24 protein-coding genes and 1 pseudogene are annotated in these 23,895 nt (G+C 67.0%); 11 read left to right on the top strand and 14 right to left on the bottom strand.

The genetic code is table 11. The annotated features are described in order from the left end of the window. Nucleotides 1-62 precede the first annotated feature (62 nt). Complete coding sequence (manA, locus tag VUN84_04730; GenBank protein XAS64984.1) at nucleotides 63-1,364, top strand: mannose-6-phosphate isomerase, class I; 1,302 nt, start codon at nucleotides 63-65, stop codon at nucleotides 1,362-1,364. 4 nt (nucleotides 1,365-1,368) lie between these two features. Further along, nucleotides 1,369-2,361, top strand: a complete 993-nt coding sequence (locus tag VUN84_04725) for a peptidoglycan bridge formation glycyltransferase FemA/FemB family protein (GenBank protein XAS64983.1) — start codon at nucleotides 1,369-1,371, stop codon at nucleotides 2,359-2,361. A gap of 655 nt (nucleotides 2,362-3,016) precedes the next feature. Here VUN84_04725 and galE read toward each other — a convergent pair. Together galE and glpX are read right to left on the bottom strand one after the other, a co-directional pair. Further along, nucleotides 3,017-3,991 carry a UDP-glucose 4-epimerase GalE gene (gene galE / locus VUN84_04720; GenBank protein ID XAS64982.1) on the bottom strand — a complete coding sequence of 325 codons (975 nt, stop codon included), beginning with the start codon at nucleotides 3,989-3,991 and terminating at the stop codon, nucleotides 3,017-3,019. 146 nt (nucleotides 3,992-4,137) lie between these two features. After that, nucleotides 4,138-5,160, bottom strand: coding sequence for a class II fructose-bisphosphatase (gene glpX / locus VUN84_04715; GenBank protein XAS64981.1), 1,023 nt, complete (start codon nucleotides 5,158-5,160; stop codon nucleotides 4,138-4,140). A 225-nt stretch (nucleotides 5,161-5,385) separates the two neighbouring features. Here glpX and VUN84_04710 point away from each other — a divergent pair, with 225 nt between their 5' ends. The 4 genes and pseudogenes from VUN84_04710 to VUN84_04695 all read left to right on the top strand — a co-directional run bounded on the left by VUN84_04710 (nucleotide 5,386) and on the right by VUN84_04695 (nucleotide 8,682). Then, nucleotides 5,386-6,099, top strand: a complete 714-nt coding sequence (locus VUN84_04710; protein ID XAS64980.1) for a DUF4245 domain-containing protein — start codon at nucleotides 5,386-5,388, stop codon at nucleotides 6,097-6,099. A gap of 9 nt (nucleotides 6,100-6,108) precedes the next feature. Continuing rightward, nucleotides 6,109-6,723, top strand: coding sequence for a carbonic anhydrase (locus VUN84_04705; GenBank protein XAS64979.1), 615 nt, complete (start codon nucleotides 6,109-6,111; stop codon nucleotides 6,721-6,723). 72 nt (nucleotides 6,724-6,795) lie between these two features. Continuing rightward, on the top strand, nucleotides 6,796-8,232 hold the full coding sequence (locus VUN84_04700; protein XAS64978.1) for a class II fumarate hydratase: 1,437 nt from the start codon (nucleotides 6,796-6,798) through the stop codon (nucleotides 8,230-8,232). A 108-nt stretch (nucleotides 8,233-8,340) separates the two neighbouring features. Further along, nucleotides 8,341-8,682: pseudogene (locus tag VUN84_04695) on the top strand (MFS transporter). Nucleotides 8,683-8,688: 6 nt separating this feature from the next. Here the strand turns inward: VUN84_04695 and VUN84_04690 are convergent. Both VUN84_04690 and VUN84_04685 read right to left on the bottom strand, forming a co-directional pair. After that, complete coding sequence (locus VUN84_04690) at nucleotides 8,689-9,159, bottom strand: NUDIX domain-containing protein (protein ID XAS64977.1); 471 nt, start codon at nucleotides 9,157-9,159, stop codon at nucleotides 8,689-8,691. A gap of 38 nt (nucleotides 9,160-9,197) precedes the next feature. Then, the gene (locus VUN84_04685; protein ID XAS64976.1) at nucleotides 9,198-9,761 is read right to left on the bottom strand and encodes an A24 family peptidase; all 564 of its coding nucleotides are present in this window, start codon (nucleotides 9,759-9,761) and stop codon (nucleotides 9,198-9,200) included. 57 nt (nucleotides 9,762-9,818) lie between these two features. Between VUN84_04685 and VUN84_04680 the strand changes: the two genes are divergently transcribed. Then, nucleotides 9,819-10,640, top strand: coding sequence for a hypothetical protein (locus VUN84_04680; GenBank protein ID XAS64975.1), 822 nt, complete (start codon nucleotides 9,819-9,821; stop codon nucleotides 10,638-10,640). Nucleotides 10,641-10,688: 48 nt separating this feature from the next. Then, nucleotides 10,689-11,348 carry a GNAT family protein gene (locus VUN84_04675; protein ID XAS64974.1) on the top strand — a complete coding sequence of 220 codons (660 nt, stop codon included), beginning with the start codon at nucleotides 10,689-10,691 and terminating at the stop codon, nucleotides 11,346-11,348. 99 nt (nucleotides 11,349-11,447) lie between these two features. Here VUN84_04675 and VUN84_04670 read toward each other — a convergent pair whose 3' ends face one another. After that, nucleotides 11,448-12,896 (bottom strand): PhoH family protein, encoded by a 1,449-nt coding sequence (locus VUN84_04670; protein ID XAS64973.1) that lies wholly within the window; start codon nucleotides 12,894-12,896, stop codon nucleotides 11,448-11,450. 252 nt (nucleotides 12,897-13,148) lie between these two features. Next, the gene (locus VUN84_04665; GenBank protein XAS65753.1) at nucleotides 13,149-13,910 is read right to left on the bottom strand and encodes an isoprenyl transferase; all 762 of its coding nucleotides are present in this window, start codon (nucleotides 13,908-13,910) and stop codon (nucleotides 13,149-13,151) included. A gap of 154 nt (nucleotides 13,911-14,064) precedes the next feature. On the opposite strand from VUN84_04665, the gene VUN84_04660 reads away from it, so the two are divergent. Further along, nucleotides 14,065-14,787, top strand: coding sequence for a hemolysin III family protein (locus tag VUN84_04660; GenBank protein ID XAS64972.1), 723 nt, complete (start codon nucleotides 14,065-14,067; stop codon nucleotides 14,785-14,787). A 177-nt stretch (nucleotides 14,788-14,964) separates the two neighbouring features. Here the strand turns inward: VUN84_04660 and VUN84_04655 are convergent, their stop codons facing one another. The 3 genes from VUN84_04655 to mca all read right to left on the bottom strand — a co-directional run bounded on the left by VUN84_04655 (nucleotide 14,965) and on the right by mca (nucleotide 16,820). Then, nucleotides 14,965-15,525: an HAD family hydrolase gene (locus VUN84_04655; GenBank protein ID XAS64971.1), complete on the bottom strand. Its 561-nt coding sequence runs from the start codon at nucleotides 15,523-15,525 to the stop codon at nucleotides 14,965-14,967. Next, a complete protein-coding gene (locus VUN84_04650) occupies nucleotides 15,446-15,805 on the bottom strand; it encodes a hypothetical protein (protein XAS64970.1) in 360 nt (119 codons plus the stop codon). The genes VUN84_04655 and VUN84_04650 overlap by 80 nt, the downstream gene beginning before the upstream one ends. A gap of 109 nt (nucleotides 15,806-15,914) precedes the next feature. Next, entirely contained in the window at nucleotides 15,915-16,820 is a 906-nt protein-coding gene (gene mca, locus VUN84_04645) for a mycothiol conjugate amidase Mca (protein XAS64969.1), read from the bottom strand. A 128-nt stretch (nucleotides 16,821-16,948) separates the two neighbouring features. On the opposite strand from mca, the gene VUN84_04640 reads away from it, so the two are divergent. Together VUN84_04640 and greA are read left to right on the top strand one after the other, a co-directional pair. After that, nucleotides 16,949-17,407, top strand: a complete 459-nt coding sequence (locus tag VUN84_04640) for a DUF4307 domain-containing protein (protein XAS64968.1) — start codon at nucleotides 16,949-16,951, stop codon at nucleotides 17,405-17,407. A gap of 185 nt (nucleotides 17,408-17,592) precedes the next feature. After that, on the top strand, nucleotides 17,593-18,087 hold the full coding sequence (greA, locus tag VUN84_04635; protein ID XAS64967.1) for a transcription elongation factor GreA: 495 nt from the start codon (nucleotides 17,593-17,595) through the stop codon (nucleotides 18,085-18,087). A gap of 129 nt (nucleotides 18,088-18,216) precedes the next feature. Here greA and VUN84_04630 read toward each other — a convergent pair whose 3' ends face one another. The 5 genes from VUN84_04630 to VUN84_04610 all read right to left on the bottom strand — a co-directional run bounded on the left by VUN84_04630 (nucleotide 18,217) and on the right by VUN84_04610 (nucleotide 23,518). Next, entirely contained in the window at nucleotides 18,217-18,840 is a 624-nt protein-coding gene (locus VUN84_04630) for a rhomboid family intramembrane serine protease (protein XAS64966.1), read from the bottom strand. Nucleotides 18,841-18,850: 10 nt separating this feature from the next. Next, a complete protein-coding gene (gene ilvA / locus VUN84_04625; protein XAS64965.1) occupies nucleotides 18,851-20,089 on the bottom strand; it encodes a threonine ammonia-lyase in 1,239 nt (412 codons plus the stop codon). Nucleotides 20,090-20,110: 21 nt separating this feature from the next. Further along, a complete protein-coding gene (locus tag VUN84_04620; protein XAS64964.1) occupies nucleotides 20,111-21,328 on the bottom strand; it encodes an AI-2E family transporter in 1,218 nt (405 codons plus the stop codon). 57 nt (nucleotides 21,329-21,385) lie between these two features. Continuing rightward, a complete protein-coding gene (locus VUN84_04615) occupies nucleotides 21,386-22,366 on the bottom strand; it encodes an aldose 1-epimerase family protein (GenBank protein ID XAS64963.1) in 981 nt (326 codons plus the stop codon). Between the two features lie 231 nt (nucleotides 22,367-22,597). Next, on the bottom strand, nucleotides 22,598-23,518 hold the full coding sequence (locus VUN84_04610) for a Bax inhibitor-1/YccA family protein (protein XAS64962.1): 921 nt from the start codon (nucleotides 23,516-23,518) through the stop codon (nucleotides 22,598-22,600). Nucleotides 23,519-23,895: the final 377 nt, after the last annotated feature.

Here is a 23,895-nt window from a genome sequence, read left to right as displayed (position 1 = left end):
CCCCATGGTCCGCCCCCGATAGTCCGCCACAAGCCTCCACAACAGATAGGGACACCCCGGCCGTGTACGAACTTGAGAATGTCCTCCGGCCCTACGCCTGGGGCTCCACCACAGCCATCGCCGGTCTCCTCGGCCGGACCGCCTCCGGCGGCCCTGAAGCGGAGCTGTGGATCGGTGCGCATCCGGACTCCCCCTCGGTGGCGCTTCGCCCGGCCCGTGCGGTGCCGGCACACGCCGGCACGCCGGACGCCGGCACGCCGGACGAGCCCGGGCGCAGGGCTTTGGACGCGCTGGTCGCAGAGGATCCGGGCCACCACCTGGGCAGCGACAGCGTGGCCGCGTTTGGTCCGCGGCTCCCGTTCCTGCTGAAGGTCCTGGCCGCCGACAGTCCCCTGTCCCTGCAGGTCCATCCGACGCTGGAGCAGGCCCGGGAGGGATACGCCCGCGAAGAGGCCGCCGGCGTCGACCGTGCCGCCGTGGAGCGCAATTACAAGGACCCGTTCCACAAGCCGGAGATGATTCTCGCGCTGACGCCGTTCGAGGCGCTGTGCGGTTTCAAACCGGCAGCGCAGGCCCGCGCCGCATTCGAGGTGCTCGTGGCGGACTTTGAGCTCGCCGGTCTTGAGCTTCCGCCCCTCGTCAAACTGCTGCTGGAGGATTTGGCGCACCCCGAGGAAGGCACGGCGTTGCGCTCGGCCTTCGAGCGGCTGATCGACGGTGGGAGTGAGGTGGCCGAAGCGACGTCGGCGATTGCGGCCGTCCTCATCTCCGGTGCCCCGACGGCGCCCTTCCAGGCGGAACTCTCCACAGTGGCGGCCCTCAACGCGCAGTACCCGGGTGATCCCGGGGTGTTGATTTCGTTGCTGCTGAACCGGATCTCACTTAAGCCCGGAGAAGCCGTGTACCTTCCGGCCGGCAACGTCCACGCCTACCTGCACGGCCTCGGCGTCGAGGTTATGGCGTCCTCGGACAACGTGTTGCGCGGCGGCCTGACTCCGAAGTTCGTGGACATCCCCGAACTGCTCCGGACCGTCTCCTTTGAGGCCGCCGGCGTACCAAAGCTTGAGCCCGAAACCACCATGCTGGGACAGGAACTGTTCCGGCCGCCTTTCCGCGAGTTCCAGCTGCAGCGCATCGTGCTGGAACCCGGCGCCGGGCCCGTCCCGGTGGCGCAGTCGGGGGCGGCGGTCATCATTGTGGTGGCTGGTTCCCTTCTCCTGGACTCCCCCAAGGGCGAGCTGCGCCTGGAGCGGGGCGCGAGCGCGTTCCTGCCGGCAGCCGAGGCCCCGGTCAATGCGCATGCCGCGTCCGGTGCCGCCGGGACCGCCCTGGCCTTCGCCGTCACCACAGCGCTGGGAGCCTGAACCCATGGACCTGTTTTTGCAGAGCCCGGCGTGGGCGGACTTCCAGCGCAGCCTGGGCCGGACCGTGCACCAGCGCTCCGGCCCGGGGTGGAGTTTCCTGGCCGTCGAGGAAAGCAACCCGACCGGGAAGCTCCTGTACGTCCCTTACGGGCCGGTGGCCGCGTCGCTGGCCGGGTTCGATGCCGCCCTGGCTGCCCTGACCGTGCTGGCGCGCAGCTGCGGAGCCGTGTTCGTGCGGGTTGAACCGGTCGACGCCGGTCTGCCGGCCGCTGGCACCGACGCTGCCCTGCGTAGACGCGGCCTCCGGCGTGCGCCGGCGAACCAGCAGCCCGAACTAACCTGGATCGTTGACCTGGACCGGGAGTTCAAGGACGTTCTCGCGGACATGAAGCCGGTGAACAGAAACCTGTACCGGAACATCCACAAGAAGGGCGTGACGTTCCGCGCCAGCCAGGACCCGGCTGAGATCTCCATCCTGTTGAGGTTCCTGCACCTGACGGCTGTGCGCAGCGGCTTCAAACCGCAGAGTGATGAATACCTCACCCAGGTGGCACGCTCCCTGATGCCGGCCGGTGCGGCGACGCTGTTCATCGCCGAACGTGAGGGCGAGCCGATCGCCGCCGCCCTGGCCTACGATTCCGCGGACACCCGCACCTATGCCCACGCAGCACTCGATGACACGCACCGCAAACTCAGCGCCGGGATTCCACTGCTGGTCACGCTGATGGCCGACGCGAAGGACCGCGGCCTGAAGCAGGTGGACCTTTGGGGAGTGGCGCCCGCGGACCAGCCGGAGCATAAGTGGGCCGGCTTCACGGCGTTCAAGAAATCCTTCGGCGGCCGCGAGGTGGCCTACCCCGGAACCTGGGACCTCCCGGTGCGGACGCTGCGCTACACCGGCTACCAGCTCGCCCGGAAGGGTGCACAGGCCGCCCGCAGGGGCCTCACCGCAGCGCGGAAAGTGCCCGTCAGGCTCCGCGCCGCGGTTCGCCGCTAGGACAACCTTCCGGGCAGGGCTGGCCGCACTTTCCGCGGGGACCGCCACCGGGCATGCCCACCCCGGGCCCCCACGGATGGACATAAACCCGCTATGTCCACTCCCGGGCCTGCACACTGGACATGCCCGACGGCGCCGCGACCTCCCAGCCTGCGAGCAATGGACATGTCCCCCAAAGGCAGCACATCCCGAGGCTTCAACACCGGACATGCCCATCCTGAGCCCCCACGGATGGACATAAACCCACTATGTCCACTCCCGGGCCTGCACACTGGACATGCCCGACGGCGCCGCGACCTCCCAGCCTGCGAGCAATGGACATGTCCCCCAAAGGCAGCACATCCCGAGGCTTCAACACCGGGCATGCCCATCCCGGGCCCAGACGGATGGACATAAACCCACTATGCCCACTCCCGGGCCCGCCCACTGGACATGCCCGACGGCGCCGCGACCTCCCAGCCTGCGAGCAATGGACATGTCCCCAAAGGCAGCACATCCCCAGGCTTCAACCCCGGGCATGCCCATCCCGGGCCCAGACGGATGGACATAAACCCGCTATGTCCACTCCCGGGCCCGAACACTGGACATGTCCGACGGCGCCAGCACACCGGGGCCCAAAGACTGGGCATGTCCGTTGCTCGGCGGCGTGCCAGCGTTAGTTTCCTGCGGAAACAGCTTTCTTTTGCGCTTCGTACGCGCTGGCGACCATGTCTTCGACGGAATGGCGCATCTTCCAGTCCAGGTCACGTGCCGCCAGGGTGCCGTCGGCTACGACCCGGTCAGGGTCCCCCGCCCGTCGCGGGCCAATTTCGGGTTCGAAGTCGATGCCCGTGACCTTGGCCATCGCCGTCATGATTTCCCGGACGGAAAGTCCATCGCCGGAGCCCAGGTTGTAGACGCGTTCCAGCGGCGTGCCGGCCGCGAGGGCCTGGGCAGCGGCGACATGCGAAGCGGCAAGGTCGGCGACGTGAACGTAATCGCGCACACAGGTGCCGTCTGCAGTGTTGTAGTCGGTGCCGTTGATGCGTGGGGTCTTGCCGGCGGTCAGTGCCCGGAGCACGATCGGGAACAGGTTATGCGGGCTGGTGTCATAGAGGTCGGGCGAGCCGGAGCCGACGACGTTGAAGTAGCGCAGCGAGGTGTGCTTGAGCCCGCGGGCCACGCCCTGGTCGCGGATCAGCCATTCGCCGATCAGCTTGCTTTCCCCGTAGGGGGATTCCGGCAGCGTGGGGGTCGCTTCGGTGACGATGTCCCCGGTGGGGGTGCCATAGGTTGCAGCAGAGGAGGAGAAGACCAGTTTGTCCACGTCGGCGAGTTCCATGGCCTTCAGCAGTTCTGCGGTGCCGGTGACGTTCTGCTCGTAGGTCAACAGCGGCTCCTGCACGGAGACACCGGCGTATTTGAAGCCGGCGAGGTGGATGACGCCGGTGACGCCGTGGTCCAGCATGGTGCGGGCCACGAGCTCCGAGTCGAGGATGGTGCCGTGCACGAATGGCACGTCCTCCGGGACGAACTCGCGGTGACCGCTGGAGAGCGAGTCGACCACCACCGCCTGGATGCCGGCTCCGCGCAAAGCGGAGACCACGTGTGAACCGATATATCCTGCGCCACCTGTTACGAGCCATGTCATGGTCCCACCCTACCCAATGCGGCCGGGCCGTCCGGGGAACTGCGGCCGGGCCGGCCGGCGCGGGAACCAGCAAGGTTTGGATACAGCGGATCCCGGGACGCGACGTGCGCCCCGGGATCCGGGTGTCCTGGCTGGTGCGCCGGGCGCTAGTTCTTGCGCGCGTAGCCTTCCCATTTGCTCGCCTGGTGCTCGCCGTCAACGAAGCGGATGGTCCCGGACTTGGAGCGCATGACGATGGACTGGGTCAGGACCTTGTCCTTGGAGTAGCGCACGCCCTTGAGCAGGTCACCGTCCGTGATGCCGGTGGCGGCGAAGTAGCAGTTGTCGCTGGAGACGAGGTCGTTGGTCGACAGCACACGGTCGAGGTCGTGGCCGGCGTCGATCGCCTTCTGCTTTTCGTCATCGCTGGTGGGCCACAGCCGGCCCTGGATGACGCCGCCGAGGGACTTGATGGCGCAGGCAGTGACGATGCCTTCGGGCGTTCCGCCGATGCCCATCAGGGCATCCACTCCGGTGCCGGCGCGGGCCGCCGCGATAGCACCGGCGACGTCGCCGTCCATAATGAACTTGGTCCGGGCCCCGGCTTCGCGGATTTCCTCAACGAGTCCACGGTGGCGGTCCCGGTCCAGGATCATGACGTTGAGCTGGTTGACCTTGACGCCCTTGGCCTTGGCAATCAGGTGCAGGTTCTGCTTGACCGGCAACCGGAGGTCCACCATGTCCGCGGCTTCGGGGCCGGTGACCAGCTTCTCCATGTAAAACACGGCGGAGGGGTCGAACATGGAACCGCGCTCGGCGACGGCCAGGACCGCCAGGGCGTTGTTGATGCCGAGGGCCGCCAGGCGGGTCCCGTCGATCGGATCGACGGCGACGTCGCACTCCGCGCCGGTGCCGTCGCCGACGTTCTCACCGTTGAAGAGCATCGGGGCTTCGTCTTTCTCGCCCTCGCCGATCACCACAACACCGTTGAAGTGGACGGTCTGGAGGAAGGAACGCATGGCGTCGACGGCGGCGCCATCGGCCTTGTTCTTGTCCCCGAAGCCCACCCAGTGGCCTCCGGCGATCGCGGCGGCCTCGGTGACGCGGACCAGTTCCAGAGCAAGGTTGCGGTCCGGCTCGTCGATGCCGACGGCGAGCGACGGGGAGAGCGTGGAATACTTCTGGGTCATTGGCGCTGGTGTCACGTGAACCTCTTCTTCGAGTGGCGATCAGTGAAGCCGCACGGACAGGATCGATCCGCGGCGGTGATTCGTTTGTTTATGATCTCGTCTGTACCTGATCATAGTCGTGGCGGAAAGCTGCGTCGTGGAATGACCATTCCGTGAACGCCCCGCGCCCCGGCCGGTTCTGCTCCCCGAATGTGAGATCGGCCCGAAATGGGCGACTATAGAGGGGTGAGTGAATTGCAGGAAACGCCCCCCGCAGCCCCCGGGTCCCCTACCGGCACCGCCGGCGCGGAAACGCCCGGCGCATCCGGCCAGCCGCCCGCCAAACCCGTTCTCAGCGCCGGCGCGGCGAAGCGCGCCAACGCCTCAGTAATCGGCATGATCATTGCGCTGGCCCTCAGCATTGCCGCGTTCCTGCCCATCGTCCTGATGAACCCCTCGCCCAAGACCGACGGCTACCGGCCCAACATTGACGTCAGCGCCGTCGCGGGCAACGCCGCCGGTGTGGCAGGATTCACCCCCGCAGCGCCGGTTGTCGGCGACACCTTCCGCGCCAACTATGCCCGCTGGGAGTCCGGAACCGGCAGCGGCGTACCGACGTGGGAGGTGGGCTACCTCACCCCCAAGGAATCCTTCATAGCCCTCGTGCAGACGCGCCAACCCAACCCCACCTGGCTGTTGCAGCAGGTGAAGAACGCGCCCGTGACCGGCACCCGCAGTGCCGGCGGCCGCGACTGGGAACTCCGCGATACCGGCAAGGGCGAGAAGAGCATGGTGCTCGCGGACGCCGGCGGCACCACCGTCATCCTGACCGGCGAGGCCCAACTCGATGAGTTCACCAAGCTGGCGGCCGCCGTCGTCACGTCCCTGCCGGGGAATACCGCCGCGTCGCCCGGAAGCACCCAAGCAACAGTTTCACCGTCTTCCGCCGCTTCGCCGTAAAATAGGCCCGTGGCTACTTATCTCACTCCCGCACTTGCCTGGCGCCGCCTCCGCGAAGGCAATGAGCGCTTCGTCTCCGGCAACTCCTCCCATCCCAACCAGGACGCGTCCCGCCGCTCCTCCCTCGTGGAGAACCAGCACCCTTTCGCGGTGATCTTCGGCTGCTCGGATTCCCGGCTGGCCGCTGAAATCATCTTCGATCTGGGCCTCGGCGATGCCTTTGTGGTCCGCACCGCAGGCCATGTGATCGACGACGCCGTCCTCGGTTCGCTCGAATACAGCGTCAGCGTCCTCTCGGTGCCGCTGATCGTGGTCCTCGGGCATGACAGCTGCGGCGCGGTCACGGCCACCAAGAACGCCATGGAGACCGGCCAGATGCCCGTGGGCTTCATGCGCAGCCTCGTCGAGCGCATCACCCCGGCGGTGCTGACCTCGCTGCGCAATGACCGGCACGACGTCAACGACATGGTCGTGGAAAACGTCAAGCAGACGTCACAGCGGCTCGTGGACAGCTCGCGAGTGATTTCCGAGGCTGTCGGGAGCGGACGGTCCGCAGTGATCGGGCTCGCCTACTCCCTGGCCGACGGCCGGGCGGACCTCGTTTCCGGTATCGGCGAGCTCTAGGGTCCTCCGGCGGCCGGGCGGCGGGCCCTTCACGGTTTTCGATGGGACCCCTCCGCCCAATAAGCTAGCCCCATGACTTCCACAGAAGAGTTGAACACCGAAGAATTCCGCATTGAACACGACACGATGGGCGAAGTCCGCGTCCCCGTGAACGCCTTGTACCGCGCCCAGACGCAGCGCGCCGTCGAAAACTTCCCCATCTCCGGCAAAACTCTTGAGCGCGCCCACATCGAAGCGTTGGCCCGCGTCAAGAAGGCCGCAGCGCAGGCCAACGCAGAACTGGGAGTGCTCGACGGCGAGCTTGCCCAGGCGATCGCGGATGCCGCCGATGAGGTGGCCGCCGGAGGGTACGACGGCGATTTCCCCATCGACGTGTTCCAGACCGGTTCCGGGACCTCCTCGAACATGAACACCAACGAGGTCCTCGCCGAGCTGGCCACCCGGGCCCTGAAGGCCGCCGGAAGCGACAAAGTGGTCCACCCGAATGACCACGTCAACGCCTCACAGTCCTCCAACGACGTCTTCCCTACCTCGGTCCACGTGGCCGCCACGTCCGCCCTGATCAACGACCTGATCCCGGCCCTGGGCTACCTCGCCGAGTCCCTGGAGCGCAAAGCCGTCGAGTTCAAGGATGTCGTCAAGTCCGGCCGCACGCACCTCATGGACGCCACCCCGGTGACCCTGGGCCAGGAGTTCGGCGGTTACGCCGCACAGGTCCGCTACGGCGTCGAGCGCATCAATGCCTCACTCCCGCGCGTGGCCGAGGTTCCGCTCGGCGGCACCGCCGTCGGCACCGGGATCAACACGCCCGCCGGTTTCCCGGAGCGGGTCATCGAACTGCTGTCCGCGGACACCGGGCTTCCGCTGACCGAGGCGCGGGACCACTTCGAGGCCCAGGCCAACCGCGACGGCCTGATTGAGGCCTCCAGCCAGCTGCGCAACATTGCGATTTCCTACATGAAGATCAACAACGACCTTCGCTGGATGGGCTCCGGCCCCAACACCGGCCTCGGCGAAATCGCGATCCCGGACCTGCAGCCGGGCTCTTCGATCATGCCGGGCAAGGTCAACCCGGTGATCTGCGAGGCCTCCATCATGGTGTGCGCCCAGGTGATCGGCAACGACACCACCATCGCCTGGTCCGGCACCAACGGCGCCTTCGAACTCAACGTCGGCATTCCCGTCATGGCCGCCAACCTGCTCGAGTCCATCCGGTTGCTGGCCAACACCAGCCGCGTCATGGCCGACAAGATGATCGACGGCATCACGGCCAACGTCGAACGGGCCCGCTTCCTGGCCGAGGCCTCGCCGTCCATCGTGACGCCGCTGAACAAGTTCATCGGCTACGAAAACGCCGCCAAAATCGCCAAGAAATCCGTCGCCGAGGGCCTGACCATCCGCGAAACCGTCGTGGCCATGGGGTTCCTGGAGCGCGGGGAACTGACCGAAGAACAACTGGACACCGCCCTGGACGTCATGTCCATGACGCGCCCGCCGCACAAGGCCTAGCCCCCTCCCCCGGGGTGGAACCTCCACCCCCGCCAAACGTCCGACGCCGGCCGGCACCTTTGCACAAAAGGTGCCGGCCGGTGTCGTCTCCGGCCCCGCACCACCGCCCGGCTTTCCGATTCCCTGGCGCAGGCGTTCACCGGCGCGGGAGCCTCGGCGGAACAGGCCTCGCAGTCCACCCGCACTCTGGATCCGCAGGCTCTCAGCCAGCTTCCGGCCCAGCTCAAGGACGCGATCGTCAACGCCTACGCCGACTCGCTGGCGCCGGTGTTCTGGTATCTGCTGCCCTTCCTCGCGGTGGCCCTGGTGCTTGCGCTGACCTTGCGGCAGATCCCCCTCTCGGACACCGCCGGCATGGTGGCCCGCGGCGAGGCTGTCGGCGGAGAAGAGGCAGAACGTCTCGAGGCCGAACGGCACTCCGGTCCGGTGCCTCCTGCCAGCGCGCGGTAGGGGCCCTCAGCGCTGGAAGTGGGCCGCCCCGTCCGCCTGCCCCGCACGGTCAATGCTCTCCAGGTGCCCGGACATCAGCTCGGGGAAATCCTGCGGCAGGAACCAGCCCACGGCCAGGGATTCGTCGTCGTTGACCCTCGCCTCCCCGGCGACATAGCGGCACCGGAAGTCCAGCGTCAGGAAATGGCAGACGTCGCCGTTGGGGTAAACGGTGGGCCCGACGGCGTCGACCGAGACCAGCCGTTCGGCCACAGCGACGACGCCGGTCTCCTCCAGGACCTCCCGGAGCAGACCCGCTGCCGGTTCTTCGCCTGGCTCCAGAATCCCGGTGATCAGTCCCCACCTGCCGTTATCGGCCCGCTGGCCAAGCAGGACCCGGCCGGCGTCGTCGAACACGACAGCCCGGACTCCGGGAATCCAGAGCGTCCCATGGCCGATGCTGGCGCGAAGGTTGAGGATGAAGTCGGGGGTTGCCATGCCGCATGCCTAGTCACATCGGCCCGGCGTCTTCCGCTTCATGCCGCGGGGAGAAAGACCATGGCGACTGCGGCGCCGGCCAGCATGAACGGTCCGAAGGGGATACTCGACTTCAGGGTGCCGCGCCGCGAAACCAGCAGGGCCAGACTCCACAGTGCGCCAAACAGGAATGCGGCCAGGGTGCCCGCCAGCACGTGCGGCCAGCCGAGGAACCCCAGGTACATTCCCAGCACGCCCGCCAGCTTGACGTCGCCGAACCCCATCCCCGGCGGATACAAGGCGCGCAACAGGAAGTAGAAGAGCCACAACGCCGCTCCCCCGGCCACCACGCGGAGCCCGGGTACTCCGAAGAGGCCCGCGCCGGCGTCGGGCACGGCGGCCACGGCCGGCGCACCGGGGGCCGCGGAGAGCACCGCGGCGCCCAGCAGCAGCACCCCTGCAACGGCGTAGGCCGGAAAAACGATCCTGTTCGGCAGCCGATGGTGCCGAACATCGATGAGCGTGAGGCGCACGGCCGTAACGGCCAGGTAGGCGCACGCCAGCAGCACCAGCCAGAAGGCCAGCGGCGTCGCCCCATCCAGTTCATCGAGCCGTTGTATCACCCTCGGATGCTACGGGAATATCCGGCCGCCGGGGCAGTGCCCGCGTAAGCTGTGGATATGGCCGCATGGGACTACGTGAACGCGCGCGGGGCGCGCACCCCCGGAGATCCCCCGGAGGAGGCGGCCGCCTTCCGGAACCTCTGCCGCTCCTCACCGTGGAAGTGGCAGTCACTGCGCTTTGAGTACCTGGACCGGCCCCTCGCCGGCGCCGATGGTGCGGGCGCTGCCTCATCACCGGATCTGGTCCGTGCATGGCTCCGCCGCCCCGGGGCCCTGAGGTTGGAATCAGCGGACGGCCTGGTCCTGCACAGCACCACGGGCATCAACGACTCCCGCGATGTGTTCTACGTCCGCTCCACTCGAAAGACCTGGCTGCTGCCGCCCCACCTCGTCACCCCGGTCTACGATGACCGGGGCCTGGTCCGGCGCCGCCCGGAGGCCGCCTACGGTGAACCCGGCTTCGGCAATGGCCGGTTCGCGGCGGCGCTGGACCCGGTGGAACTGGCCGGCAATGCCCCTGTGCCGCTGGAATTTCCTCGTTCGAATGCCGTGGAACTGGACACTATCACCGAGGTGATGCACGAAGGCCGGCCCGCCCTCGAAACCACTGTGACGCCGAATCCCGGCTACCGTCCGAGCGACCCGGGAGCGCCGCTGTGCCGGCCGGGCCGGACGGTGGTCAGGATCGACGCCGGCACCGGCGTATGCGTCGCGAGCCGCTGGCTGGATGGCGGGCCGGACGAGGAGCAACCCGGCTACGGGCACTGGCTTCGGATCCTGGCGGTGGAGGAATACATGCTCGATGATTTGTTCCTTGCCGAGTCCATGAATCTGACGGACGTCCGCGGACACATCAGCTGGGAGCTTCCGGCGGGCTGACGGCGCGGGGAACTGGCCGGGCACCGGCTGCCCGGTTAGGCTTCCCGGATGACTGAACCCGCCCGCTACTGGCCGCCTTTCGGCCTGACCTTGACCACGCCCCGCCTTGTGCTGCGTCCCATCCGCGACGAGGAAATCCCGGCGGCGGCGGACGCGGCGCTGAGCGGCATCCACGAACCGGGCCGCAGCCCCTTCAGCCGGCCCTGGGCCGAGGCCCCGCCGGAGGAGCTCCGCCGCAACATGGCGCAATGGTACTGGCAGTGCCGCGCCACCACGTCGCCCTCGGAATGGACCCTGCTCCTGGGTATCTGGCACGGGGGCGAATTCCTCGGCTGCCAGGACATCGAGGCCAAAGACTTCGCCATCCTCAAGACGGTCAGCACCGGCTCCTGGCTGAAACAAAGCGTGCACGGCCGCGGCTTCGGCAAGGAGATGCGGGCCGCCGTCGCCCTCTACGCCTTCGACTGGCTCGGCGCCGACGTCGCGGAGTCCGAGGCCGCCGTCTGGAACCAGCAGTCCCTCGGCGTTTCCCGTTCCCTCGGCTACGAACTCAACGGCATCACCCGCGTGTCCTGGGGCGGCCAGCGACAGGAAGCCCAACGAGTCCGCCTCACCCCCGCCGCCTTCATCCGCCCCGACTGGCACCTGCAAGTGCACGGCCACGAAGCCACGGCCGAATACCTGGGAATCCCGCTACGGGAAAGGTGACAGCCGCGCACAGGGCTACCGCAGCGTAGGCACACTGCAGGCATGGCCGCGACGTCCCGCAGCGGAGCGCATCGCCGGCCGCGCCCCCGCGGAAGGCGCTTAGATCTCAGCCCCCTCGAGTAAATCCGTCACGAGGGCAGCGATCGGCGATCGCTCGGAGCGGGTGAGGGTGACGTGGCCGAAGAGCGGATGCCCCTTGAGCGTCTCGACGACGGCGGCAACGCCGTCGTGCCGGCCCACCAGAAGGTTGTCACGCTGGGCGACGTCGTGGGTCAGGACAATCTTGGAATTCTGCCCGATCCGGCTCATGACCGTCAGCAGGACGTTCTTTTCCAGCGACTGCGCCTCATCCACGATCACGAAGGCATCGTTCAGTGACCGGCCGCGGATGTGGGTCAGCGGCATCACCTCGAGCATGCCGCGGTCCAGCACCTCCTCCACCACTTCCGGGCTGACCAGTGCGCCGAGGGTGTCGAAAACAGCCTGCGCCCACGGGTTCATTTTTTCCGCCTCCGACCCGGGCAGGTAGCCAAGCTCCTGTCCGCCCACCGCGTAGAGCGGCCGGAAGACAATCACCTTGCGGTGTTCCCGGCGCTCCAGTACGGCTTCAAGGCCCGCGCAGAGGGCCAGAGCGGACTTTCCCGTGCCGGCGCGGCCGCCGAGGGAGACGATACCGACCGAAGGATCCATAAGCAGGTCGAGCGCGAGCCGCTGTTCGGCCGAGCGTCCGTGCAACCCGAACACTTCACGGTCGCCCTTGACCAGCCGGACCTGCTTGTCGGCGCCCACCCGGCCGAGCGCGGAGCCCCGCTGGGAGTGGATGACCAGGCCGGTATTCGTCGGCATCTCGGCCGCTTCCGGGATGAAGACCGGCTCGTGGCCGTAGAGGGTGGAGATGTCCTCCTCGCCGGCGTCGATTTCTGCGACGCCGGTCCACCCGGAGTCCTTGACGAGTTCGTTGCGGTACTCGTCCGCTTGCAGACCCATGGCGGAGGCCTTGACGCGCATCGGGAGATCCTTGGATACCACCGTGACGTCCCGGCCCTCGTTGGCGAGGTTCTTGGCGACGGCGAGGATCCGGCTGTCGTTGTCCCCACCGCGGAAGCCGGTGGGGAGCACCTCGGCGGAGATGTGGTTGAGCTCCACCATGAGGCTGCCGCCGTCGTGCCCCAGCGGGATGGGGCGGTCGAGCCCGCCGTGCTCCACCCGCAGGTCATCGAGGAGCCGCAACGCCTTGCGGGCGAAATAGCCGAGCTCGGGGTCGTGGCGCTTGCCTTCGAGTTCGCTGATGACGACGATCGGCAGGATCACCTCATGCTCTGCGAAGCGCAGCAGGGCCAGCGGGTCCGAGAGCAGCACCGAGGTATCGATCACGAAGCTCCGGGCAGGTTCCCCGGCTTCCCCAAGTGCTGTCCCTTCCCCGGAAACAGCAGGACCGGCCCCGGCGGAATTCTCCGCGGTACCGGTCTGGGGGGTGGCTCGCCGGGCGCGAGAGGCGTTCTGATTCTCGTGGGTGGGAACGTCGGGCAGTTGTTCAGAAGTAGCCACATCAACTCCAGCCCCGGGGCGCGTGCCCGGATTTGTTAGTGGTGAGGCGGCTCGGCCGGGAAGCCGGACGCGGCCTCCCCTACACCCGGTGCGGACATCCGCTCCATGTATCGGCCTCCCCGATCAGCGGGCAGTTTGCCTGCTGATGGGATCAACCTACGCCCACCGTGGAGTGTAGGGCGCCAATTCTCCGGCGATTCCCGTTCCCGCCGGATGAACACTCGATGGACGCGCCCGGAACCGCAGGATACGTCAGGAACCGAAGCGGCGCTGCCGGCCCGCGTAGTCGCGCAGGGCCCGAAGGAAATCCACTTTCCGGAACGCGGGCCAGAGGGCCTCACAGAAATAGAATTCGCTGTACGCGCTTTGCCACATCAGGAAACCAGAGAGCCGCTGCTCCCCGGAGGTACGGATCACCAGGTCCGGATCGGGCTGCCCGCGCGTGTAGAGAAAACGGGAGATGTCATCGACGGACAGTTCATCGGCGAGTTTGCCGATGTCCGCTCCCCGTCCGACGGCGTCGTGCAGCAGTTCGCGGACAGCGTCCACGATTTCCCGTCGGCCGCCGTAGCCGACCGCAACATTGACGTGGAGCTTCTCGCGGGCGGGGGTGCGGGCGGTCAGCCGGTTGAGCCGTGCGGCAAGGTAGTCCGGCAGTAGTTCCGGCGCGCCCATGGCATGGACTGAAATCTCGGCGTCCTCGTCCAGCCGGTCCAGCGTGTTGGCGATAATCCCCATGAGCAGGTCAAGTTCTTCGCCCGAGCGGTTCATGTTGTCCGTCGAGAGCATGTAAAGCGTGACCACTTTGACGCCCAGCTCCTGGCACCAGCCGAGGAACTCATGGATCTTGTCAGCCCCGGCCTGATGGCCCTGGCTGGTCGGGGCGTTGAACTGCCGGGCCCAGCGCCGGTTGCCGTCCACCATGACGCCGATGTGCCGCGGGATGCGCTCCGGGTCCATCGAGCGCTGGAGTTTGCGCTCGTAGAAGCCATAGAGGAACCCGGGCATTTCCATCCGCAGATTCACCTGGCTTCCTTGAAGTACGACCGTTGTGCACATCCTAGGCTACCCGCCGGAGTGCGGACTGTGGCGCACGTGAAGAACCGGTTCGTCACCCACCTCGGGCTACTCGCCGGTACCTTACCGGGCCGTAGTTTATTATTGCGGCATGGAAAGCAACACCCCTGAGCCTGGGCCGGAGCCCCACGCGGACCGTGGAGCAGGCCCCCTTGACGATGCCGCGGTCCGGCTGGCCGAACTCCTGATGGTCAAGCCCAAGTGGCGCGGCTGGATCCATACCGTCACGGCTCCGCTGGCGCTGGCCGCGGGCCTGGTCCTGGTTATTCTGGCCCCGACGCCGGATCTGAAGGTTGCCTGTGCTGTCTACGCCTTCACCGGGGTACTGCTGTTCGGCGTCAGCGCCGTCTACCACCGCGGGAACTGGTCCCCGCGGGTCAAGATCGTCCTGAAACGTCTGGACCACACGAACATCATGTTGGTAATCGCCGGCAGTTACACGCCGCTGGCGTGGGCTCTGCTGGACCGGCCCAAGGCAGAGCTCCTGCTGTGGGTGATCTGGACCGGAGCCATCTTGGGGGTGCTGTTCCGGCTGCTGTGGACGGACGCGCCGCGCTGGCTGTACGTGCCGATCTACATCGCGCTGGGCTGCGGGGCACTGTTCTATCTGCCCGATTTCTTCGCCGCCAACGTGGCCTCCGCCGTTCTCATCTGCGTCGGCGGCGCTCTCTACATCACCGGTGCGGTCTTTTACGCGCTGAAGAAACCGAACTTCAGCTATGAGCACTTCGGGTTCCACGAACTCTTCCATGCCCTCACGGTCTTCGCCTTCGCTGCGCACTATCTCGCGATTGCCATCGCCGTCTTCGGCTGATTTGCCGGGAAAAGCCCCGCGACGACTGATGGCGGTAGCCGCCCCAGGGCCAGCCGCTACCCTGCCTTCCTGCGCTCCTGCGCGGATTCTCCCCACCTTTGCGGCAGCGTGCCGCGTCCCACCGGCTCTTCTGCCCGACACACCGGGCGCAGGCGTGAAAGGTGGGGCATTTCGGCGTCAAAGACCGCTTTTCAGGGCCGTCCGGACACAATGAGGGCGGGCAAGTCCCGCATGTCGGAGAACACTGTGGTTCCGGGGCCGGCCGGGCGTCCCGGCGGCGTGCAGGAACAAGTCCGGTGCAGGCTTGACCCTCGCGACTTCGGTCGCACTGAGGATCCTGCCCTCGAAACGGGGTAGCAGCCCCGTCTGCCCCAGCGTCCGCCGCATCTTGGCGTGGCTCCCGCTGGAGGCCCCGCAGTGCGGGATCCGCAACCCATCCAGCGCCGCCACCACGCCGTCAACCGGCGCGAGTTCGCGGTCGAACGCGGACCGGTACCAGGGCTCGTATTTGCGGTCCCAGCCCTCTCCGAGTTCCCGGCCCAGCTGCGCCTCGAGTGCGTCGGTGAAGTCGGCTTCGCTCCTGCCGACGAAACGATCCACGATCTCCTCCAGCTCCAGCTCCAGCTCCCAGCCGAGGTCGGCGAGGACCCGCTGGTCCTCAGCGGCTAGCGGACCCCGGACCTCCGTCGGCGTCCGGCCGGGGGCCCGGCCGGCCGGCGGAATCCGGTGCCGGCCCACGTTCCGGAGCGGACTGCGTGGCGGCAGGGTCCGCGGCGGTGTTCTCGAACTCATCCCCGCCGGCGGCCATGCGCTCCTCCTCCACCTGGGCGCGGTACCGGACCCTGCGGACACGGCGGACCATGTCCACGATCAAGAGGGCCGTAAGCACCACGATGAAGGCGGTCAGGAGGAAGCCCAGCAACCCGGGCGTCACCTGGTCCTGGGTCAGCCCCTCGCGCAGCGACGGCGAGGGTGCGGGAGCCGGGGAGGTGGCCAGGGCGATGAGCAAGGAGTGCACGGTAAGGACCTTCTGTGGGGCTGGGCGGCGGCCCGGGAGGACGAACCGCGGGCTGCGTGGGAAGTGTTTCCACAACGTCTTCTACGCGTCATAGAAATGGCCTGTGCAACTATCTTAGCCCGGCGAAGAAGTCCTTCTCCGGCTGTTCGGCGGAGACCCGCGACTGGATCAGGGAGTAGTCCTCCCACGGCCAGACGCGGCGCTGCATGGCCGGTGAGACGGCGAAGAAGAATCCCTCAGGGTCCACCTGGGTACGGTGGGCGCGCAGTGCGTCATCGCGCGCTTCGAAGTAATCCCCGCACTCGATCTGGGTGGTCGTGGCGTGCGTCGGCGCAGGCGGGGTGTGGCCTTCGGCGTCCGCTTCCAGCCAGGCGGCCAGGCGTTCGGCGTAGGGCGACTGCAGTCCGGCATTCTCCAGCGCGAAATGCAGGGCGCGGAAACGCTCAGGACTGAAGGCGCGATCGTAGTAGAGCTTGCTGGGCGCCCAGGCCTCCCCGGTTCCCGGATACCGGGCAGGGTCCCCCGCGGCCTCGAAAGCCTCCACGGCAACCCGGTGCGCCATGATGTGGTCCGGGTGCGGGTAGCCGCCGTTTTCGTCGTAGCTCAGGATGACCTGCGGCTTGAAACGGCGGACCAGCCGGACCAGCGGAGCGGCCGCCCGTTCCAGCGGCAGTGTCGCGAAGGATCCCGCCGGCAGCGGCGGCAGCGGATCGCCCTCCGGCAACCCGGAATCAACGAAGCCCAGCCAGCGCTGACGGACGCCGAGGACCGAGGCAGCGTGTTCCATCTCCAGCCGGCGCGCTCCGGCCATGTCGCGCTTGGGGTGCGGCATGCCCTCCATCGCAGGGTTCTGGATGTCACCGCGTGAGCCGTCCGTGCAGGTGGCCACCAGGACGTCGACGCCGGCCGCGGCATACATGGCCATTGTGGCGGCGCCCTTGCTGGATTCGTCGTCGGGATGAGCATGGACAGCCAACAGCCGAAGCGGCGCTGACGGGCTGGTGGACGCGGTCATCGTGGGACGGTTCCTCTTTCGTTACAGGTTTCATCAACGGGTTTGATCTACAGACATAGACGTAGCGGTGCAACCGCCGGATGGAGGACGCGGCGAAGACCCGCTCCAATCCACACTAAACTGGACTGGTGACTTCCAAGGATCAGCCTGCCGCGCCCGCGCCGGCATCTCCCAGCCTAGCCAATCGTTACGGCGGTCAAAAGCGGACGCTCAGCGGCAAGGCCAAGCGCATCGTCCTGGTCCTCGCCATTGCGGCCGGGATAGCCTTCATGGTCTGGATCTCAACGTCCAATGCGACGGAAAGCGTCACCTTCAAGGACATCGGCTACAGCACGCCTGACGCCACCCTCGCGGAGGTCGATTTCCAGGTCACCAAGGAACCGTCCACGGCTGCCAAATGTTCGGTGAAGGCAATGGACGCCAAGTTCGCCGTCGTCGGCTGGAAAGTCGTGGACATCGCTCCCAATGCCGTGGACGCCGGCACCGACGGCGGACGCACCACGGCCCACCGGGCGACGCTGCGCACCGAGTCCCAGGCCGTCTCCGGCGTCGTCGACAGTTGCTGGATCCCCGACGCAGGGAGCTAGCCGCCCGGCCTGCAGCCGGATGGAACCCGCACAACACTATGTGATGCACGCCGCAGCCATCTTTGGTATATCCACGGGATTGACTACAATGGATCAATACCTTTGCCCCGCTGAGCTGGTTACTGAGTTCCACAAGTGGCCACCGTGGCGGGGTCTTTGCTTGTTTGACCATAAAGGAGAAGTCCGTGTCTACCACCAACAGCGCAACTGCAGCTTGGCTTACCCAGGAAGCTTTTGACCGCCTGAAGGCAGAGCTGGACCACCTCTCCGGCCCCGGCCGGGCAGAAATTGTCCAGAAGATCGAGGCCGCGCGCCAGGAAGGCGACCTCAAAGAAAACGGCGGCTACCACGCCGCCAAAGAGGAGCAGGGCAAGATTGAAGCCCGCATCCGCCAGCTGACCGCATTGCTCCGGGACGCCCATGTGGGCGAATCCCCGGCTGATGACGGAATCGTCGAGCCCGGCATGATCGTCGTTGCCAAGATCGCCGGCGACGAGGAAACCTTCCTCCTCGGCTCACGGGAAATCGCCGGTGACTCGGATCTGGACGTCTTCAGCGAAAAGTCGCCCCTGGGTGCGGCCATCGTCGGCCACAAGGAGGGCGACAAGCTCAGCTACACCGCCCCGAACGGCAAGGACATCCCGGTGGAGATCATCTCCGCCAAGCCTTACGTCGGCTGACCACTGGTCCCACGCCTGTCCACCGGAAAGTCCCCGCCATGGCGGGGACTTTCTGCGTTGTCCGGCCCTTCGTGCCTCCAGTTACGTCGTTATACGCCCGTCGTGCCTCCGGTCATGTGGTGCCTGCGGCTATTGCCGCCGGAGCCGGGCTCCCGTCCGGGGCACACTGAGGAGCAGCGCGGCGAGCACTCCGCCGAGGGCGCCGCCGAGGTGGGCCTGCCATGAGACGTAGCCCACCAGCGTGGGCAGCACGCCGAAAAGTATCCCGCCGTAGCTCAGGAACAGCACCACGGACAGCAGAATCTGCCACCAGCTGCGGTTAACGAAGCCCCGGACCAGCAGGAACGCGAAGAGGCCGAAGACCAGGCCGGACGACCCGACGGTCACATTGAACCCGCCAATGAGCCATACCACCACTCCGGAGGCCAGCCAGCTCAGCGCCAGGGTGGTCAGGAACACCCGGACCCCGGAGAGCAACACCAGGAACCCGAAAATGATCAGCGGCAGCGTGTTGGAGAGCAGGTGCCCCAGGTTGGCATGCAGCAGCGGGAACGTCAGGATGTCCAGGATCCCGTCCAAGCGGCGGGGGCGCAGTCCGAAGACGCCGTTCAAGGAATGGAGCAGGAGGGCGTTGATGAACTCAATGACGTACAGGACCAGCACAAACCCGCCGACCACCAGCAGACCCGTGCGTGCGCGCCCTGCGGGAGTGTCGCCGGCCCGGGGGTCGCCGTGGGGAAGTGAATCCAGCATCGCCGGCGCCCTAGTGCACCACGATCGGCTGGAAGCCCTCGGCCCGAAGCGCCGCGAGGACCTGCTCGCAGTGTTCGTGGCCCTTGGTTTCCAGGTTAACGGTGATGGACACATCGCCCATGCTGATCGAACCGCCCACGCGGGTGTGGTCCAGGCCAGTGACGTTGGCGTCGTTCTCGGCGATGATCCGGGCGATGGTGGCCAGCGATCCGGGGCGGTCATCCAGCATCATGCGGACTGTCATGTACCGGCCCGCGGCGGAGAGACCGCGCTGGATGACTTTAAGCATCAGCATGGGGTCAATGTTGCCGCCGGAGAGCACCACGGCCACAGTTCCGGGGTTCTCGATCTTGCCTTCCATGAGTGCCGCCACGCCCACGGCCCCGGCTGGTTCGACCACCATCTTGGCCCGTTCCAGCAGGAAGATCAGAGCCCTTGCCAGAGCGTCCTCGCTGACGGTGACGACGTCGTCGACGAGTTCCCGGATGATGCTGAACGGCAACTGGCCGGGCCGGCCGACGGCGATGCCGTCGGCCATGGTGGAGACGCGTTTGAGCGGCACCAGGGCATCCGCGGCGAGCGAGGGCGGGTAGGCGGCCGCGTTTTCGGCCTGGACTCCGATGATGCGGATCTCCCGGCCGAGCTCCTTGGCCCGGGCCTTCACGGCGACGGCCACGCCGGCCAGCAGTCCGCCGCCGCCGACGCCCATCAGGATGGTATCCACATATGGGATCTGTTCGAGGATTTCCAGTCCTACGGTGCCCTGGCCGGCGACGACGTCGACGTCGTCAAAGGGGTGGACGAAGACGGCACCGGTCTCGTCGGCGTAACGCTTCGCCTCGGCGAGGGCCTCGTCAACGTTGTGGCCGTGCAGGACCACTTCGGCCCCGTGGCTGCGGGTCGCGGCAAGTTTGGGCAGAGCGACGCCGAGCGGCATGTAGATGCGGGCCTTGATGCCCAGGCTTTTGGCCGCGACGGCCACTCCCTGGGCGTGATTGCCGGCTGACGCCGCCACCACCCCGCGCTTTTTCTCGGCCGGGGAAAGCTTGGCCATCCGGACATAGGCGCCGCGGACTTTGAAGGAGCCGGCCCGCTGCAGGTTCTCGCATTTGAGGACCACCTCGCCGCCCACCATGCTGCCCAGGGCGCGGGAGGATTCAACCGGCGTCCGCGTAATGATCCCGTCGAGCAGCTTCTGCGCCTCCAGGACATCGTCCAACGTGACGGGCAGGCTCTCAAGGGTGTTCACGAACTAATCTCCTTCTACGGCTCAGGCGTTGTCAGGCTCAGGCTTCGTTCCTGGGATCGTAGCTCGAGCCGGCACACTTTCATGTTCCCACGTTCTCCCGGCAATGTAGCGAACCGACGAGTTTGCTACGGCGAGGATGGGAACGGAGAACAGGGCGCCGGGGATGCCGGCGAGGTAGGAACCGGCGGCGACAGCCAGAATGACGGACACGGGATGCAGCGAGACGGCCTTGCCCATGACCAGCGGCTGGAGGATGTGGCTCTCCAGCTGCTGGACCAGCAAAACGATGCCCAACATGATCAGGGCGTTTACCCACCCGTTGGCGACGAGGGCCAGCAGCACCGCGACCGAGCCGGTCACGAGGGCGCCGATGATCGGAATGAAGGAGCCCAGGAACACCAGAACGCCCAGCGGCAGCGCAAGGGGTACGCCAATGATGGCCGCGCCGACGCCGATTCCGACCGCGTCCACGAACGCAACGAACATCTGGATCCGGGCGTAGCTCACCATCGAGGACCAGCCCACCCGGCCGGCGCCGTCCGTCGCGGCGCGGGCCTTCCGTGGCAGCAGCCGCACGAGGAACGCCCAGATGCGGTCCCCTTCCAGCAGGAAGAAAATGAGGATGAACAGCGCCAGGACCAGTCCCGCGGCGAAGTGCCCCGCGGTGCTGCCAAAAGAAAGTGCTCCGCTGAGGATGCTGCTGCTGTTGTTCTGCAGCGCGTCGGTGGCATCTTTGAGGTACTGGTCGATTTGGGCTGCGGTCAGGTGCAGGGGACCGTCGGCGAGCCAGGTCTGGATCTTTTGGATGCCCGTCAGCGCCTGGCTCCATAGCTCGGAGAAGCCGGAGGCGAGCTGCCGTCCCACGAGGGCAAGGGCCCCGCCGATCAGGCCGATAAAGCCCAGGATGGTGATGGCGACGGCCAACCCGTTGGGGACACGGTTCCGCCGCAACGACCTTTTCACCGGTGCCAGCAGGCCGGCCAGCAGGGCAGCCACCATCACCGGGATCAGGAGGAAGCTGACTCTGCTGAGCAGCCATACCAGGGCGCCCGCCACGAGAATGATGAGTCCGAGGCGCCAGGACCAGGAGGCGGCGATCCGCACGCCGTAGGGGATGTCCTGGTCGATTTCGCGGTCGGTGACCGGTCGCGCCGGCGCGGGGACTGCGCCGGCGGGTGCGGTAGCGGGTACGGCGGCGGGCGGGGGGGTCAGCGGGGCGGCGTCGTCAGCTGGCGTCATAGCCCCATGATTCCCCAGCCCGGCCCGGATGCGAAACCCCGCCGTGCCCGCTCCCCGCTAAAGGGTGGCGCTGATACCCCAGGTCATGGCGAACCGCTCCCCCGGGGCCAGCCAGCGGAGACCATCGCCGCTGTTGAAGGCGTTGGCCGGCCCCGTCATCGGTTCGATCGCCACCGCCTTGGTCCGGCCGGGGAACTCGGTAGTGACAAAGACGTGGGTGTAAGGACAGTTCGTGTCCTGCCAGAGGCTCACGCTGCGGCCGTCCGGCGCGGCCAGCGTGTGGCGGGCAGCGCCGTCGTCGAACTCCAGATCGGTGTAGGCGGAATCGAGATCCAGGGCTTCCACGGGCTTCCCGGCGCGGAGGTCGAAGGTGCCGCCGACCGCTTCCGCCGAGCGCGGAATCAAACGCTCGTCCGTGACCAGCCGTGTGGCGGCACGGACGGTGATGGTCAGCTCCTCGCTGGGCACGTCCCCCAGCCGGAGGTAGGGGTGGGCGCCCAGGACGAAGGGCGCCGGTCGCTCTGCGTCGTTGGTCAGCTGCTGCCGGACCACGAGGCCCAGGTCCTCGGCGAGTTCGTACTGCACCCGATGGCGCAGCAGGAACGGATAGCCGTGCTGGGGGAACACGGCCGCTTCGAGGGTGACGGAAAATTCGGCTTCGTCGACGAGCTCGTAGGCGGCGTTGCGCAGCAGCCCGTGGCTGGCGTTGTTGCGGGATACTTCCGTGATGTCCAGCTGCTGTTTCTTGCCGTTGAGGTACCAGACACCGTCTTCCACCCGGTTCGCCCACGGCGCCAGCGTGATGCCGGACGCGCCGGGCGAAATTTCCCCGTCCCCGTAACTTTCCGTCAACTGCATCCCGCCACGGCTGTAAAGCCTCAGCCCGGCCGCCAGTTCGGTGACGACGGCGAGCGCATCACCGCGGCGCAGTTCGTATTGACGGCCGGAAGCATAACGCCGGGCAGACGTCTGCGGGGCGGGGTCGTCGGGGCCGTCGAGCTGGGGTGGGTCGGAGGGGGCAGGGGGCAGCGGGTTCATGGTCACCACCGTACCCAGCCGCACGCCGCGCCGTATACCGCGGGTCCAATGACCCGCACATATTCGGGCCCGCCACCGGCCCGCCATGGCGCTCCGGCTTGGCCTGGCCACCCGCCGGCGCCAACCCCGGGACGCCAACCCCGGGGCGCTGAGCCCGGGGTACGCAAAAGGGGCCCGCTGGTGGCAGGGCCCCTTTTGGTTAGGCTCCGGCGGCGTGGCCGCCGCTTGCAATTAGTCGTTGCCGCGAAGAATGGACAGGAGGCGGATGATCTCCACGTACAGCCACACCAGAGTCACCGTGAGGCCAAATGCTGCGGTCCAGGAGAAGCGCTGCGGGGCGCCGCTGCGGACGCCGGCTTCGATGCTGGTGAAGTCCATGATCAGGGAGAACGCGGCCAGTCCGATAGCCAGGACACCGATGAAGACGCCCAGCGGGATGCCGAAGATTTCCACCGAGGTGCGCAGGCCGAACGGCTCCTGCACGGCACCTGTCCAGACCATGACCATGTTGATGAGCGCAAAGACGGCATAGCCGATCATGGCGATCATGAAGAAGCGCATGGCCTTCGGGGTGGCACGGACCTTGCCGCTCCTGAAGAGCACCAGCGTCACGGCGAAGACAGACAGGGTGCCAATCACGGCCTGCAGGCCGACGCCCGGGTACATGTTGTCCAGGATCCGCGTCAGGCCGCCGAGGAAAAGACCCTCAAGGCCCGCGTAGGCGAGGATGAGCGCCGGGGAGGGCTGCTTCTTGAACGTGTTGACGAGGGCAAGTACAAAGCCGCCGATCGCACCGACGATCATCAGCATGTAGGCCAGGCCCTCTGCCACCAGGAGGGTGACGGCCGCGCCAGCGATGACGGCGGCGAGGCAGGCCGCGGTTTTCATGATCACGTCGTCATAGGTCATGCGGCCCGTGTCGGCGGGTCCGGCGGCGGGCCGGTTGTACATGTCCTGGAGCTGGTCCTGGGTCATACCCTGCTGGGCAGCGTTCCAGCCGGTCTGGGTCTGGCCGTACGGGGCGTGACCGGTCTGGGTCTGGCCGAACTGGTTCTGGCCGGGGGCCCGTCCGTACGCCTGCGGGGCAGGCGGTGCCTGGGTTGCTCCACGGAAGTTCTTTCCGTTGAAGACTGGGTTTCCGCCAAGTGCCATTGCGGGTGTCCTCCAGATAAAGGGGGTGGTTGATGGTCCGGTGGTGAAAAGTTTCGTGCCTTGTTACACCACGCTACCAATTCCAACAGTCGACGGGCAGGGTTAGTTCCCGCGGCCGCCGGGCCGCAACCCAACCGTGACCTCCCAGCCCCGTCTCCGCGTCCCACCCCGCAGCGGGTCCGGCAACTGTTAAGGGGCACTCCTAAACAACAAAAGTTTTCTTTAGTAGCGGTAAATCACTTAACCTACCGCGCTTCACGGTTGTTATCCGATCGCGATGTTTTGCCTGCTCCCGGCGGCATTCAATGCTCCCAACGGGCTGTAACATGGCCGCATAGGGTGACGGACATCACAAGCGTTAAGTTTTGTTATTTATT

It is taken from the genome of Micrococcaceae bacterium Sec5.8 (assembly GCA_039636775.1).
In the GTDB taxonomy this organism is placed as follows: Bacteria; Actinomycetota; Actinomycetes; order Actinomycetales; family Micrococcaceae; genus Arthrobacter.
Note: the sequence above shows the minus strand (reverse complement) of the source record. Positions and strands in the feature narration are given on the sequence as shown.

What these genes read in the sequence shown, in the direction of transcription:
- VUN84_04725 (XAS64983.1), top strand. Translation starts at nt 1,369, where the DNA reads ATGGACCTGTTTTTGCAGAGCCCGGCGTGGGCGGACTTCCAGCGCAGC.
- galE (XAS64982.1), bottom strand. Translation starts at nt 3,991, where the DNA reads ATGACATGGCTCGTAACAGGTGGCGCAGGATATATCGGTTCACACGTG.
- glpX (XAS64981.1), bottom strand. Translation starts at nt 5,160, where the DNA reads ATGACCCAGAAGTATTCCACGCTCTCCCCGTCGCTCGCCGTCGGCATC.
- VUN84_04700 (XAS64978.1), top strand. Translation starts at nt 6,796, where the DNA reads ATGACTTCCACAGAAGAGTTGAACACCGAAGAATTCCGCATTGAACAC.
- VUN84_04690 (XAS64977.1), bottom strand. Translation starts at nt 9,159, where the DNA reads ATGGCAACCCCCGACTTCATCCTCAACCTTCGCGCCAGCATCGGCCAT.
- VUN84_04680 (XAS64975.1), top strand. Translation starts at nt 9,819, where the DNA reads ATGGCCGCATGGGACTACGTGAACGCGCGCGGGGCGCGCACCCCCGGA.
- VUN84_04675 (XAS64974.1), top strand. Translation starts at nt 10,689, where the DNA reads ATGACTGAACCCGCCCGCTACTGGCCGCCTTTCGGCCTGACCTTGACC.
- VUN84_04665 (XAS65753.1), bottom strand. Translation starts at nt 13,910, where the DNA reads ATGGAAATGCCCGGGTTCCTCTATGGCTTCTACGAGCGCAAACTCCAG.
- VUN84_04660 (XAS64972.1), top strand. Translation starts at nt 14,065, where the DNA reads ATGGAAAGCAACACCCCTGAGCCTGGGCCGGAGCCCCACGCGGACCGT.
- mca (XAS64969.1), bottom strand. Translation starts at nt 16,820, where the DNA reads ATGACCGCGTCCACCAGCCCGTCAGCGCCGCTTCGGCTGTTGGCTGTC.
- VUN84_04630 (XAS64966.1), bottom strand. Translation starts at nt 18,840, where the DNA reads ATGCTGGATTCACTTCCCCACGGCGACCCCCGGGCCGGCGACACTCCC.
- VUN84_04620 (XAS64964.1), bottom strand. Translation starts at nt 21,328, where the DNA reads ATGACGCCAGCTGACGACGCCGCCCCGCTGACCCCCCCGCCCGCCGCC.
- VUN84_04615 (XAS64963.1), bottom strand. Translation starts at nt 22,366, where the DNA reads ATGAACCCGCTGCCCCCTGCCCCCTCCGACCCACCCCAGCTCGACGGC.
- VUN84_04610 (XAS64962.1), bottom strand. Translation starts at nt 23,518, where the DNA reads ATGGCACTTGGCGGAAACCCAGTCTTCAACGGAAAGAACTTCCGTGGA.